Below are 14,645 nucleotides of genomic sequence, written 5' to 3' on the forward strand. Positions count from 1 at the left end.
TCCTCTTTAATGCGGTTGTAAATCACCCCCCGCTGGGCTACTCTGAAGCGGCAAACTCAGCAGGTTAAACCACCCGAAACGGGGCATTATTTTGCAGCCACTCCCAAAGGCCATATTCACCGCACGCGGTCTCACCAAGACCTATCACATGGGCGAGGTCGAGGTGCCCGCCTTGCGTTCCCTCGATCTTGACATCTATCAGGGCGAGTTCGTCGTGCTGCTGGGCCCGTCCGGCAGCGGCAAGTCGACCCTGCTCAACATCCTCGGCGGCCTCGACAACCCCAGCAGCGGCGAGGCGTTCTGGCGCGACCACAACCTGGCCACCGCGAACGAACGCGAGCTCACGGAATACCGGCGCGACCACGTCGGCTTCGTGTTCCAGTTCTACAACCTCATTTCCAGCCTCACGGTGCGCGAAAACGTCGCCCTGGTGACCGAGATCGCGCCCCATCCGATGCGCCCCGAGGAAGCGCTGGAGCGCGTCGGACTGGCGCACCGCATGGACCACTTTCCCTCGCAACTATCCGGCGGCGAACAGCAGCGCGTCGCCATCGCCCGCGCCATCGCCAAGCGCCCCGACGTCCTGCTGTGCGACGAACCCACCGGGGCGCTCGACTATGAAACCGGCAAGGTCGTGCTCGAAGTCATCGCCCGGATCAACCAGGAGATCGGCACCACCGCCGTGGTCATCACCCACAACGCCTCCATCGCGGGCATGGCGGACCGGGTCATGCGCATGGCCGATGGACGCATCGCCTCGGTCGAGGACAATCCGCACAAGCTGACGCCAGCGGAGCTGTCATGGTAAGAACGAACTTGGTGAGGGGTAAGGCGTTAGGGGTGAGGGGAAAACCAGCCCTCGCCTCACCCTCTCCCCCTCACGCCTCACGGTCCCGATGAAAACCCTCGAACGCAAGCTGCTGCGCGACCTGTGGCAGATGAAGAGCCAGGCCTTCTCCATCGCGCTGGTGGTGGCGGCGGGCATCGGCGCCTTCATCGCCCTGCTCTCCACCTACGATTCGCTGCAATGGTCGCGTCACTCCTATTATGAGGAAGCGCGCTTCGCCCAGGTCTTCGCCGACATCAAAAGCGCGCCCAAGGCGGTGGAACGCCAGATCGCCGAACTGGCGGGGGTGGCCGCGTTGGAAACCAGCATCGTGGAGGATGTGACCCTCGACATTGCCGGCGTGAACGAACCCGTTATCGGGCGCATGATCGGCATGACCAGCAACGGCCCCGCCCGCCTCAATCGCCTGACCCTGCGGCGGGGACGCTTCCTGGAACGGGACAAGCGGAACGAGGCGCTGGTTTCCGAAGGTTTTGCCAAGGCGCACCGTCTCGGGCCAGGCGACCATGTGGTTGCACTGCTCAACGGCAAGCGCGAGGAACTGGAAATCGTCGGCATCGTGCTTTCGCCGGAATACATCTTCGCCTCGCGCGGCGGCGACCTCCCAGACGACAAGGGCTTCGGCGTGTTCTGGATGGATCGCGAACGCCTGGCGAGCGCCTTCAACATGGAAGGCGCGTTCAACCACGCGGCGCTGAGCCTCGCGCCCGGCGCCAGCGAGGCGGCGGTGATCGACGCGCTCGACCGCCTGCTCGAACCCTACGGCAATCTCAACACCCACGGGCGCAATGACCAGACTTCGCACCGCATCCTCAACCAGGAAATCAACCAGCAGAAGACCATGGCCACGATTTTTCCGACCATTTTCCTCGGCGTGGCGGCGTTCCTGCTCAACGTCGTGCTCAGCCGCCAGGTGGCGACGCAGCGCGACCAGATCGCGGCGCTCAAGGCGCTGGGTTACGCCGACTTCGACATCGCCGCGCATTATCTCAAGCTGGTGCTGGTGATCGTGCTGTGCGGCATCCTGCTGGGCGTGGCGGTGGGCGCCTGGATGGGCTACGAGATGACGGACCTGTACACCACTTTTTTCCATTTCCCGCGCCTGATCTACCGCATCCAGCCGTGGATCATCCTGCTGGCCTCGGGCATCAGCCTGGCTGCCGCCCTGGGGGCCGCGTACGGCGCGGTGCGCCGGATCGTGGCGCTGGCGCCGGCCGAAGCCATGCGTCCGCCCGCCCCGACCAGCTACCGGCGCATGCTGCTGGAAAAACTCGGCCTGGCGCACCTGCTCTCACCCCAGGCACGCATGGTGATCCGCACCCTGGAACGCCGCCCGCTGCGCACGCTGCTGACCAGCTTCGGCATCGCCTGTGCGATTGCCATCATCGTGGCCGGCACATTCTGGGGCGACGCCATGGATTACCTGATGGAGGTGCAGTTCAACGCTGCGGAACGGGGCGACGTGACGGTGGTTTTCACCGTCCCGCTCGCGCGCAGCGCATTGTACGAAATCAGCCGGCTGCCGGGGGTACTGCGCAGCGAGGAAATGCGCTCCGTTCCGGTGCGCCTGCGTGCGGGGCATCGCACCTACCGCACTGTCCTGTCGGGCTACCCGTCCGAAGCGGAGCTACGCCAGTTGCTGGACACGCAATTGCGCAGCGTGCCCCTGCCGAGCGACGGCGTCCTGCTCTCGCGCCGCCTGGCGCAACGCCTGGGCGTCAAGCTGGGAGACCGGATCATGCTCGAATCCCTGGAGGCCACCCGCAGCAAGCGTGAAGCCGTGGTCAGCGCCCTGGTCAACGACATGATCGGCCTCGCCGCCTACATGGACATCGCCGCACTCAACCGCCTGATGGGAGAAGGAGATTCCATCTCCGGCGTCGCGGTGCGGCTCGACCCCGCACAGGCCAGCGCGTTCTACGCCCGCATCAAGCAGATGCCACAGGTCGCCACGGTCACCATCAAGGACGAAATGCTGCGCAGCTTCCGCGAAACCAACCGGCGTTTTCTCATCTTCTTCACCAGCATCGTCACGGTGTTCGCCGCCGCCATCGCCGTCGGCGTGGTCTACAACAGCGCCCGCATATCGCTCGCCGAGCGCGCCTGGGAACTGGCCAGCCTGCGCGTGCTGGGCTTCACGCGCCAGGAAGTCTCCACCCTCCTGCTGGGCGAACTCGCCTTCGAAATAGCCTTGGCGATCCCGCTCGGCCTGTGGCTGGGCTATCTTTTGTCGCACCTGATCGTCGCGCAGATGCCGATGGAGACCGTCGACATCCCGGTCATCATCACCTCCGCCACCTATGCCTACGCCGCGCTCGCCATCCTGATCTCCGGCGTGGCCAGCGCGCTGATCGTGCGCCACCGGATCGACCACCTGGACCTGGTGGCGGTACTGAAAACAAGGGAATAGAAAATGAAAACCTCCAAGCGCGTCCTCCTGATCCTGCTCGGCGCCCTGCTGCTCGGCGTGCTGGTATGGGCCTTCCGCCCCCAGCCGGCCCTGGTGGAACTGGCCGAGGTCACCCAGGGGCGCTTCGAACAGACCATCGAGGAAGACGGCAAGACCCGCGTGCGCGAGCGCTACGTCGTTTCCGCCCCGCTCGCCGGCAAGATGCGGCGCCTTACCCTCAAGGCGGGCGATACCGTCAAGGAAGGCGACACGGTCGCCGTGATCGCGCCCAGCGCGCCCGGCCTGCTCGATGCGCGCACCGAACGCGAGCTTGGCGAACGCGTCGGCAGCGCGGAAGCCACCCAGCAGCGCGCCAGGGCGGAAGTGGCACGGGCACGCGCCGCGCTGGACAAATCCGCCGCGGATCTCGCCCGCGCGCGCAAGCTGGCGCAGCAAAAGTTCGTTTCAGCCTCCGCCCTGGAACAGGCGGAACTCGCATACCGGCTCGGCCAGCGCGAGCTCGAAGCCGCACAGTATGGGGAACATGCGGCGCAACACGAAGTGGCCGTGGCGCGTGCCGCGCTCTTCATGTTGAGGCAGGAGGCCGGTGGCAGGAAACCCGCCGGTCAGCGCTGGGAAGTGCGCACACCGGTTGCCGGCAAGGTGCTGAAAGTGCTGCAGGAAAGCGAGTCCGTCGTCGGCGTCGGCACAGCGCTGCTGGAAATCGGCCAGCCCTCGGACCTCGAGGTGGTGGTGGACGTGCTCAGCAGCGACGCAGTACAAATCCCGCCCGGTGCCAAAGTGCGCTTCGAGCGCTGGGGCCGGGCCGAACCGCTGGAAGGCGTGGTGCGCCGGGTCGAGCCCGCCGCCTTCACCAAGATTTCCGCACTGGGCGTGGAAGAACAGCGGGTGAACGTCATCATCGACCTGGCCTCGCCGCCACAACGCTGGCAAACCCTGGGAGACGGCTACAAGGTGGACGCCCGCATCGTCACCGCCAGCCTGGACAAGGCCGTCAAAGTGCCGGTCAGCGCGCTGTTCCGTGCCGGGGATCAATGGGCGGTGTTCGTAGTGAGCAACGGCCGCGCGGCCAAGCGAATCGTCACCCTTTCCCGCCGCGGCGCGACGGAAGCGGTGGTGCAGGAGGGCTTGAAAGTGGGCGAGAAGGTCGCCGTCCATCCCGGCGACAACGTCAGCGACGGCAAGACGGTGAGGGAACGCAAAAATTCAAATAATTGAGTGTAATGCAGTGCCGGGGTTCGGTTGCCGTTGCAAGTCAACAGCAAGAAATCGCGGGCTGGTGTCGATGTGTTTGTAGCGCGCCATCCTGTCCACCCCGCAAGTCATGATGGATGGATATTGATGCACCCGGCCAGTTGAGGCAAGATGCGGAGATGATACTTTTTCTACAGCCTCGTTAGGCTTTAAAGGGCGCACGAGCAAACAATGGTTGAAATTCTCTATCAAGCATCTGGGGTATTTCGCCCCGTTCTGTTTTTTGTTCTGCTGGCCTATCTGCCTATGAAACTGGGTTTGGGCTTTGATGTTGCCGCCCAAGCCCCAACTGCCGAACAAGTTTTAGCGGCGAGGGAAAAGCAGCTGCAATTTCTTCGAAATCCCAGCCTTCGCACATTTGCCCTCTACCCCTTGCAGATTCTGGTGTTTCTTTACTTCACGCTGTGGCTTGCGACCGATAAATTTCTATATCCGCTCGTGGCCATTTTCCTGTTGTCCGTTCTGCCTGTTTATTTATGAGAAAGCCAGCCTTTGCAAACCGCCGCCCCACCAGCGCCGACTTTTGCGCTTTGGGCTATCAGCCTAACCCGCTACTCCAGAGGGACGCTTCGCCGGCAAGCCGGCTCCGCGCCCCTGAGCTAGCACGTTGGGCGCCATCAACACGTGCCTCCTCACCAAATGTCCATGTCTAGCACCACAGGCCTCCAACTGCCGACCGGGTTTGACGTCGCGTCATACGACCGAGTGAACGAAGCCGCAGCGGTAGTTGCCAATCCGAATGACGCCGCAGCACCGTGGAAGCAGACTTCATGGTTTGGCTATTCGGCGGCGTGGAACGGGCTGGCGTTGCGCCTACGATCAGCTACCGAGTACGACGCGGAGTTTGGAAGGCTGATTGCGATTTCGACGGCACCAGATCAAGAGGTTCGGTATGTGCAGGAGCGCGCTCTTTTCGGCTGCATTGCATCTTCGTTCTCCGCCGTTGAATGCTTCTACATGGCCACCTATTGCCTCGGCGCTGCCCTATCTCAGTCTCACTTTCCTTTGAAGGACGGGGAGGACTTAAACAAGTCCCCGAGCCAAGTAGTGAAGTCGTTCCAAGCATGGCAACGCTCCGATCCTTTCTCCCAGGTTCTTGCAACGGAGGCAAGTTCGAACGAATTTAAGATCCTTAAGGATCTCCGAAACAGTCTGGCTCACCGAGGAATACTGCCGCGACAGGTATTTCTCAGTACCGACAGCGATATTCCATCAGCCATTCCGAGCAATCCCAAGGCGCTGGCACGTAACTTTGCTTACGACGCAACGCTCAGCGCTTCAACTACTTCCGCTCATGTGCAGTGGGTCAATGAAACGACCTCTCGCCTTGTCAGCGCACTGCAGGACTTTCTCAAGCGGTACAGGCAGGCGAATGACGCCTAAAGTTGCTGCCCAACCCATCAATCCACCGGACCTGCGCGAAAATCCGCGCAGGCCTTTGAATTCAAACGTTATGCGGCATACAAACAAGTCGACGCGAATGCGGTCTTCAGGCGCATCTGATCGTCAGTTCCCCGGACGCTTACCACCCAGCGGCGTACGCCCCAGAACAGAGGATGCACGGAGATGTTGTATCTCCGGCATTTCCGCCAGGCTCGGCAAGGCTTTTTCCGGCTCGGCAACGGGCTCCGTTTTGGCGTTTTGAGCGTCTTTGGCGATTCCCGCCACATCTCCCGAGATTGAGCCGCCATCTTCTATGGTCAATGCGCCGTAGCGAATCTTTCCTGTGACTCTTCCCGAGGCATAAATCACCAGTTGCTTGCGCGCGGTCAGTTCGCCCTCGAACAGGCCTCTCACTTCTGCCACATCTATATCGGCCTTGCCCGAGAACACCCCGCCTTCGGCGATGCGGATATCCCGGCTATTCATGGATGCTTCGACTCTGCCTTCGACCACCAGGATTTCGCAATCGGTAATTTCCGAGCCTTTGAGCTTGATGTTCGGCCCCACGATCAGTTTGTTGCCCTCTTCGCGCGGCACCGATGCCTTTGGGGGCGCTTGCTCCGGTTGAGCTGCTACCGGCGGCCTGGTGGGCGCCGCAGCCTGATTCCTGGTTTCGTTGTAGTCGTTTCGGGTTTTCATAAAATTCTTCAGCATGTTTTAGTCCTCTCTAAGGTTATACGAACCAAGCACCAGCCTGCCCGTCGCATCAAGATGGAATATCGGGTTGATGCGAAATTGCACGGTGGCGGCTCGGTTAACGTGTTCCGGCATACGCGTTGTTGCGCTGAATTTTTCGTCCATTTCAGCGACATTGAGGTGATGCGAATCGGGCGCCCATCGGCGGCCCTCGGATCACCCGGAAATCGCGCCTGACTGGCAAATGCAATCCTTGCCGCTGGCAGCATTGCCGCATGAATCATTTGGCGCGGGAGAAATACGGCGGGCAATTACCCTGGCACGTGTTTTAGACTATAACTGTCTATTTATTCATTGCTAATTACCATTAGTTAACCATGGATTTCTTGCGGGAGCTGATTCGCTCCGGCGCACATTTGGCTGGAACGCAGTCGGAGAATGTTGCGCCAACAACATCCTGCGTTTTGCGTTCAATGCCTCTATAATCGGCCTTAATCCAATTTTCGCATTCCAACATGAAAAACACTGCGATCCTGCTCATCAGCTGCCCCGACCGCAAAGGTCTGGTGGCCACCATTGCCGAATTCCTGTACCGCCACAATGCCAATATCCTGCACGCCGACCAGCACCAGGACAGCGCGAACGGGCTGTTCCTGATGCGGGTGGAATGGGATCTGGAGGGCTTCGACCTCGCGCCCGAGGATTTCCATCAGCATTTCGCGCACATCGCGCACCAGTTCGAGATGCAGTGGCGGCTGGCGCTGTCCAGCCAGCGCCCGCGAGTGGCGATCTTCGTCTCGCGCTACGATCACTGCTTGGCCGACCTGCTTTATCGCCACCAGGCAGGGGAACTGCACTGTGACATCCCGCTGATCATCGGCAACCACTCCGACACCAAGTGGCTGGCGGACACCTACCGCATCCCGTTCCAGCACATCGAAGTGCTCAAGGACGCCAAGGCGGAAGCGGAAAGAGACCAACTCGCCCTGCTGCGCCACCACCACATCGACCTGATCGTGCTGGCGCGCTACATGCAGGTGCTGTCGCCCGAGTTCATCCGCCACTACCCCAACCGCATCATCAACATCCACCATTCCTTCCTGCCCGCGTTCCACGGCGCCAAGCCCTATCACCGCGCGTTCGACCGGGGCGTGAAGCTGATCGGCGCGACCAGCCATTACGTGACGGAAATACTGGATGACGGCCCGATTATCGAGCAGGACGTGGCGCGCATATCGCACCGCGATGCACTGGATGATTTGATTCAGAAGGGGCGCGACCTGGAAAAGATCGTGCTGTCGCGCGCCGTGCGCTGGCATATCGAGAACCGCGTGCTGCTGTATGCCAACAAGACGGTGGTGTTCGATTGATAGCTATCAGCGGTCAGCTAATCAGCCATCAGTAAAACCGGGTACCGCCGCGACTGCTGACTGCTGACTGCTGACTGCTGACTGCTGACTGCTGACTGCTGACTGCTGACTGCTGACTGCTGACTGCTGACTGCTAACTGCTAACTGCTAACTGCCGACCGCGGCCAGGTACCTGTCCCACGCAAAGAACGGCCCCGGATCGGTCTTGCGGTTAGGTGCGATGTCGGAGTGGCCGGTAATGTCCTCGATGGGATAGGCCTGTTTCAGCGCCCTGGTCAATTCGGCCAACTTCTCGTACTGAACGTCCTCGAAGGCGTCCATGTCGCTGCCTTCCAGCTCGATGCCGATGGAAAAATCGTTGCAGCGCTCGCGCTCTTTCCATGTCGATAGCCCGGCGTGCCAGGCGCGCAGGTTGCAGTTGACGAACTGGATGATCTCGCCGTCGCGGCGGATGAAGAAGTGCGACGACACTTTCAGGTCGGCGACCATGCGGTAGTATTCGTGCGCAGACGGATCGAGCCGGTTGGTGAAAAATTCGATCACGCCGTTCCCGCCGTATTCACGCGGCGGCAGGCTGATGTTGTGGATCACCAGTAGCGTGACCGGTTCTTCCGGCGAACGCTCGTCGAAGTTGGGGGAGGGAATGAAGCGCACGCCCTTGAGAAAACCCGATTGATCTATTTCCACTATTCACACCCTTCATATTTGCACCCTTCTAGGGTTCATCCTGCGGCGGTAAGGCCAGTGCCGCTTCCAGCGCCACCTTCATTTTGCTCGGCGTCACTTCGCTTTCGATCTGTGCGTGGTAATGCCCGTCCACGAACAAAAACAGCGCAGGGAGATGAAACACCTCGTAAGCCCGCGCCAAACCCATGCTCTGCTGCACGTCCACCTTGAACAGACCGCTAACCATGCCGGCCACCGTTCCCGGCAGAAGTTTTTCGACCTTGCGGCAGGTGCCGCAAGCGGGCGCACCGAACATCACCAGCACCGGGCCTTCGCTTCGGGCCAGCACGCGATGGAAGTCGAATTCCGAAAGGGGCTCCAGGGTCAGCATCGCGGCCATTATACCGGCAGCCGCGATGCTATAATCGCGGCTTTTCACGTTTCCGGATCTGTCATGGTTTTCGCCCAACTGCTGCTGATGCTCGTCGTCATCCTGATCGCCGCGGAGGTGTTCACCAACGCCCTCGAACACCTGGGCGAAAAGCTGAAAATCTCGGAAGGCGTGACCGGGTCGCTGTTCGCCGCCATCGGCACCGCCCTGCCGGAGACCATGGTGCCCTTGCTGGCCATTTTCGCCGGCACCACCAGTGCGAGCGTCAACGAGGAAATCGGCGTTGGCGCCATCCTCGGCGCACCGCTGATGCTTTCCACCCTGTCGCTGTGCCTGATGTCCGCATCGGTGTTGAAGAAACGCGGCCTGCGGGGCCATCTCACGCCGGAGCACACCGGCCTGACGCGCGACCTCAACTTTTTCCTCGCCGCCTTCTCGCTTTCCGCCGTGGCCCTTTTCGTGCCGCACGACACGCCGCTGTTCCGCGCCATGCTGGCGATCGGCATGGTACTGATTTATTTCGTCTACATCATGCTCACCCTGCGCGCCTCGGCCCACCTGGTGAAGGAAGGGCACGGCACCGAGGCGGAAGGCAAGATGATGCTGTGCAAGCTGGGCCTGCCGGAAAACATGCTCATCATCGTGCTGCAGCTAGCGCTGGGCCTGGGCCTGCTGGTCGGTGGCGCGAAGGGCTTCATCGACGGCGTGGACGAGGCAGCGAAGCTGCTCGGCATTTCTGCGCTGCTGCTGTCGCTGCTGATCATCCCCATCGCCACCGAGCTGCCGGAAAAGGTCAACAGCATCTTGTGGATCCGCCGCCGCAAGGACACGCTGGCTTTCGGCAACATCACCGGCGCCATGGTATTCCAGGGCACGCTGCTGCCGGCCATCGGCATCATGCTCACGCCGTGGGCGCCGCAGCGCGAAGTGCTGGCCGGCATCGTGATCACCCTGCTGGCAGCCGGCTGGCTGCGCTGGATATCCTCACGCGGGCAATTGAAGGTGTGGCACCTGGCGCTCAACGGCGCGCTGTATGTAAGCTACCTCGCCATCGCGCTCGCCTGAGCCTGCCGCCCCTTTACCGGGGACGGCAGCAAGGCTATGCTGGCACTTCCTGCAGGAGAGTGTCATGCCGCAAACCCACAACGAACATGCACCGCTGAATCTCAGCCTCAATTCGGTCAAGCAATCGCTGACCAACCACCTCATCTTCTCCATCGGCAAGGACCCCATCACCGCCACCGACCGCGACTGGTTTTTTACCCTCGCCAACGTGGTGCGCGACCGCCTGATCGAGGGCTGGATGGAAACCATGCGGCGTTATTACGAAAACGACGCCAAGCGCGTGTACTACCTCTCCATGGAATTCCTCATCGGGCGCAGCCTGATGAACAGCGTGCTCAACATCGGCTTCATCGACGAAGTGAAGCAGGCGTGCATCGATGCCGGAGTCGAACTGGACCGGGTGACCGAGCTGGAATTCGACGCCGCCCTGGGCAACGGCGGCCTAGGCCGCCTGGCGGCGTGCTTCCTCGATTCCATGGCGACCATCGGCCTGCCCGGTTACGGCATGGGCATCCGTTACGAATACGGCATGTTCAACCAGAAAATCGAGAACGGCTGGCAGGTGGAGCACCCCGACAACTGGCTGCGTTACGGCAATCCGTGGGAGTTTCCCCGTCCTGAAGTGCTGTACCCGGTCAAGTTCGGCGGCCGGGTGGTGGAATACCGCAACGAACACGGGCGCATGCACCACCACTGGATGGAGGACGACGAAGTCATGGCGATGGCCTACGACACGCCGACACCCGGATTTGGCGCCAAAACCGTCAACAACATGCGGCTGTGGTCGGCCAAGGCGTCGCGCGACTTCGATCTCAAATACTTCAACGAGGGCAACTACATCAAGGCGGTGGAGGACAAGAACGAATCGGAGAACCTCTCCAAGGTCCTTTACCCCGACGACACCACCGCCATGGGCCGCGAACTGCGCCTGAAACAGCAGTATTTCTTCGTCAGCGCCTCGCTGCAGGACATCATCTACCGCTTTCTCAAGCACCACAGCGACTTCGGCGAACTGCCGGACAAGGTGGCGATCCAGCTCAACGACACCCACCCTTCCATCGCCATTCCCGAACTGATGCGCCTGCTGGTCGACAACCATGACCTCGAATGGGACCGCGCCTGGGACATCACCAGCCGCACCTTCGCCTACACCAACCACACCCTCATGCCGGAAGCGCTGGAAACCTGGCCGGTGAGCCTGTTCGAGGCCATCCTGCCGCGCCATCTGCAAATCATTTACGAAATCAACCAGCGCTTCCTGCAGGGGGTGATGCACCGTTTCCCCGGCGACACCGAGCTGCTCAGGCGCATGTCGATCATCGACGAAAGCCGCGGCCGGCGCGTGCGCATGGCGCACCTTGCCATCGTCGGCAGCCACCACGTCAACGGCGTGGCGCAGATCCACTCCGATTTGATGAAGACAACGATTTTTGCCGATTTCGAGCGTTACTATCCAGGCAAGCTAACCAACATCACCAACGGCATCACGCCGCGCCTGTGGCTCAATCAGGCCAACCCCGGGCTGGCGCAACTCGCCACCCGCCACATCGGCAAGGGCTGGATCACCGACCTGGGCAAATTGCGGCAACTATCCGCGCTGGCGGACGACAGCGGCTTCCAGGCCGAATTCCGCGCCGTGAAGCGCGCCAACAAGGAAAAGCTGGCGGCCATACTGGCACACAAGCTGCGACTGGACGTGAATCCGGACAGCCTGTTCGACGTCCACGTCAAACGCATCCACGAATACAAACGCCAGCTGCTCAACGTGCTCCACGTCATCACCCTGTACAACCGCATCCGCTCCAACCCGGCGCTCGAAGTGGTGCCGCGCACCGTGATCTTCGGCGGCAAGGCCGCGCCCGGCTACGCCATGGCCAAGCTCACCATCAAGCTCATCAACGACGTGGCCGACATCGTCAACCACGACCCGGCCACGCGCGGCCTGCTGAAAGTAGCTTTCCTGCCGAACTACGACGTCTCGACGGCGAGCGAAATCATTCCCGCCGCCGATCTGTCGCAGCAAATCTCCACCGCCGGCACCGAAGCATCCGGCACAGGCAACATGAAGCTGGCACTCAACGGCGCGCTTACCATCGGCACGCTGGACGGAGCCAACATCGAAATGAAGGAGGAAGTCGGCGCAGAAAACATCTTCATCTTCGGCCTCACAGCCGAGGAGGTGGCAAGGACCAAAAACGACGGCTACGACCCCTGGAGCCATTACCACGCCAACAGCGAACTGAAATGGGCGCTGGACATGATCGCCTCCGGCTACTTCTCGCCCGATCAGGCGGACCGCTTCCTGCCGATCTTCAACAACCTGACGCGCGACGGCGACCACTACCTGCTGCTGGCCGACTACAACACCTATATTGCAGCACAGGAACGAGTCGACTCGCTCTACCGCCACCCAGAACAATGGACACGCTGCGCGATCCTCAACGTCGCCGGCATGGGCAAGTTTTCCAGCGACCGCACCATCGGCGAATATGCCAGTAAAATATGGGGTGCGCGCCCGGTGCTGTAGGAGTTATCCGGCAGATTATTCACTCCATTTTGGCTACGCTTACGCAATGAGAAGAAGCACCTTATCCATCGCCTTTGCCCTGGCTTTCAGCAGTGCCGCCGTGGCCGAAGACGGCGCCACATCAAATTACCTGCTGGACGACCTGGGCGAGCAAACGCGCATCGCCACGCGCACCAAGCTCAACATCGATTACGCCCCCGGCACGATTTCCATTCTCCATAGCGACAACCTCCTGGCCCATGGTGCGCGCACGGTATGGGAGGCGCTGGCGCTGGTACCGGGCTTCGAAATGTCGATGGATGAAACCGGCACGAGGCAGGTGCTGGTGCGCGGTGTAGGTCGAACCTACTCCTCCGGCAACATCAAATTACTGCTCAACGATGTAGCGCTCAATTCGGAGTTATTGAGCCTGGCCAATCCGCTGCTCAACATGCCGGTGGAGCAGGTGGAACGTATCGAGGTAATTCGCGGCCCCGGTTCGGTCATATATGGCGAATCGGCCTACATGGGCGTGGTCAACGTCATCACCCGAAAGCAGGGGCAACGCGTGTTCGCGGCGCTGGGTGACAAGGGAGCCGCGGCAGGCGGCGGAGTGCTGGCGATGACCGACGCGGAGCGGCAATTCGACATGAGCCTCAACGTCGCCGCCTGGAAGCAGGACGGAGGCGGACTCCATGCAGGCGAGGATGCCGGGTATCCAGAGGGGTTTGGCGCATTTTCCAACGCCCCCGGCCTGGCCAATGACAAATACGACTACAAATCAGCGCTGTTCAATCTGAATGTCCAGAAATTCTCCCTGTCCGCCCAATGGCTGGAAGATGGCGCAGGCGACCATTTCGGCATCAACTCCTATTTGCCGCCCAACGAACGGCGGATTGTCACACGCCAGAGACACCGCTCTCTCGAAGCCAAACAGCTGTTTGAGCTAAGCGATGAATTGCAGCTGGAGTTTCGCCTGGGATGGGGTGATTACACGCGCCAGCGCGACCGAATGTTCCTCTACCCTGTCGGAGTATTAGACCCCTATTATTATATGGATCTGAACTACCGGGAGCAGCGGACGAATGCGGCCCTTGACTTGGCGTGGGAGAAAGGACGCAACACATGGCAAATGGGTTGGGTGTACAACTCTATCGACGTCGAGCAAGCGAATAGTACGTTCAATGGAATGCCGACAAGCAACTGGCTTGACCTGAACATGAAGCGAAATATTTCCAGTTTCACGCTGCAGGATCAATTCCGCGCCACCGATGCGCTGACTATCACCGCCGGCCTGCGGCACGATCGCTACAACGATGTCGGCAGCAGCACCACGCCGCGCCTGGCGGCGGTGTGGCAGGCAGCACCGGGGCATGTATTCAAGGCGCAATATGCCGAGGCATTCCGCGCCCCTACTTTTTATGAACTGCGCTACGGCGGTCAGATCGAGCCCGAAGTAATTGCCACCAGAGAACTCGGTTACACCTACCGTCATGGCGGAGGCCTGGCGCGGATCACCGCATTCGATTCGACGCTCAAGCAGCAAATCATATTCGACGAGAATCTGGGCTATCTGAATTTGGCTGGCACGTCGTCCAGCCGGGGAGTGGAACTCGAGGTCGAACGCTGGTTGGGCTCGGCACTGAAAATCGATGGCAATTTGACGCTGATTCGCACCGAAGACAAGAGCTCCGGCCAGCCTGTCCCGGGCGCGGCGAATCGTTTGCTCAATCTTGGAATGGAATGGCATCCGGCCAGCGAACTCACCGTAGATCTGCGCCTTCGCCATGTCGGCCCGCGCCAACGCGAAACCGGCGATCTACGCGAAAAGCTGGCCGGCTACAACACGGTCGATCTGACCGCCACAACATTTAATTTTGGTTCCCGCGGCTTGACCTTGCGCGCCGGCATCAAGAACCTGCTCAATCAGACCGTCAAGGTACCGTCGACCATCGATATTTGGGCATGTCCTGCGCCCAATTACCGCGACGACATGCCCATGTTGGAAGGGCGCAGTGCATGGGCGCAATTGACTTACAGTTTTTAGGGCGTGGAAA

The 14,645-nt window shown here is 60.9% G+C and carries 12 protein-coding genes; 9 read left to right on the plus strand and 3 right to left on the minus strand.

The window, feature by feature from the left end; genetic code table 11:
• Positions 1–91 precede the first annotated feature (91 nt).
• The 5 genes from SKTS_RS14300 to SKTS_RS14320 all read left to right on the plus strand — a co-directional run bounded on the left by SKTS_RS14300 (position 92) and on the right by SKTS_RS14320 (position 5,894).
• Complete coding sequence (locus tag SKTS_RS14300; protein ID WP_280513669.1) at positions 92–808, plus strand: ABC transporter ATP-binding protein; 717 nt, start codon at positions 92–94, stop codon at positions 806–808.
• 88 nt (positions 809–896) lie between these two features.
• Entirely contained in the window at positions 897–3,257 is a 2,361-nt protein-coding gene (locus tag SKTS_RS14305; RefSeq protein WP_173066398.1) for an ABC transporter permease, read from the plus strand.
• A 3-nt stretch (positions 3,258–3,260) separates the two neighbouring features.
• On the plus strand, positions 3,261–4,475 hold the full coding sequence (locus tag SKTS_RS14310) for an efflux RND transporter periplasmic adaptor subunit (RefSeq protein WP_173066400.1): 1,215 nt from the start codon (positions 3,261–3,263) through the stop codon (positions 4,473–4,475).
• Positions 4,476–4,682: 207 nt separating this feature from the next.
• Complete coding sequence (locus tag SKTS_RS14315) at positions 4,683–4,991, plus strand: hypothetical protein (protein ID WP_173066403.1); 309 nt, start codon at positions 4,683–4,685, stop codon at positions 4,989–4,991.
• Between the two features lie 165 nt (positions 4,992–5,156).
• Entirely contained in the window at positions 5,157–5,894 is a 738-nt protein-coding gene (locus tag SKTS_RS14320) for a hypothetical protein (protein WP_173066406.1), read from the plus strand.
• 123 nt (positions 5,895–6,017) lie between these two features.
• On the opposite strand, the gene SKTS_RS14325 is transcribed toward SKTS_RS14320, so the two are convergent.
• Positions 6,018–6,593: a bactofilin family protein gene (locus tag SKTS_RS14325; RefSeq protein WP_244617348.1), complete on the minus strand. Its 576-nt coding sequence runs from the start codon at positions 6,591–6,593 to the stop codon at positions 6,018–6,020.
• Positions 6,594–7,105: 512 nt separating this feature from the next.
• Here SKTS_RS14325 and purU point away from each other — a divergent pair.
• The gene (gene purU / locus SKTS_RS14330) at positions 7,106–7,960 is read left to right on the plus strand and encodes a formyltetrahydrofolate deformylase (protein ID WP_173066412.1); all 855 of its coding nucleotides are present in this window, start codon (positions 7,106–7,108) and stop codon (positions 7,958–7,960) included.
• Between the two features lie 147 nt (positions 7,961–8,107).
• Here purU and ampD read toward each other — a convergent pair whose 3' ends face one another.
• Positions 8,108–8,647 (minus strand): 1,6-anhydro-N-acetylmuramyl-L-alanine amidase AmpD, encoded by a 540-nt coding sequence (gene ampD / locus SKTS_RS14335; RefSeq protein WP_173066415.1) that lies wholly within the window; start codon positions 8,645–8,647, stop codon positions 8,108–8,110.
• Between the two features lie 28 nt (positions 8,648–8,675).
• Positions 8,676–9,065, minus strand: a complete 390-nt coding sequence (locus tag SKTS_RS14340; protein ID WP_173066418.1) for a thioredoxin family protein — start codon at positions 9,063–9,065, stop codon at positions 8,676–8,678.
• Between the two features lie 15 nt (positions 9,066–9,080).
• Between SKTS_RS14340 and SKTS_RS14345 the strand changes: the two genes are divergently transcribed.
• The 3 genes from SKTS_RS14345 to SKTS_RS14355 all read left to right on the plus strand — a co-directional run bounded on the left by SKTS_RS14345 (position 9,081) and on the right by SKTS_RS14355 (position 14,635).
• Entirely contained in the window at positions 9,081–10,082 is a 1,002-nt protein-coding gene (locus tag SKTS_RS14345) for a sodium:calcium antiporter (RefSeq protein WP_173066421.1), read from the plus strand.
• A 64-nt stretch (positions 10,083–10,146) separates the two neighbouring features.
• Positions 10,147–12,609, plus strand: a complete 2,463-nt coding sequence (locus SKTS_RS14350; protein WP_173066424.1) for a glycogen/starch/alpha-glucan phosphorylase — start codon at positions 10,147–10,149, stop codon at positions 12,607–12,609.
• A gap of 46 nt (positions 12,610–12,655) precedes the next feature.
• Entirely contained in the window at positions 12,656–14,635 is a 1,980-nt protein-coding gene (locus tag SKTS_RS14355) for a TonB-dependent receptor plug domain-containing protein (RefSeq protein WP_173066427.1), read from the plus strand.
• Positions 14,636–14,645: the final 10 nt, after the last annotated feature.

The sequence above is a fragment of the Sulfurimicrobium lacus genome (assembly GCF_011764585.1).
In the GTDB taxonomy this organism is placed as follows: domain Bacteria; phylum Pseudomonadota; class Gammaproteobacteria; order Burkholderiales; family Sulfuricellaceae; genus Sulfurimicrobium; species Sulfurimicrobium lacus.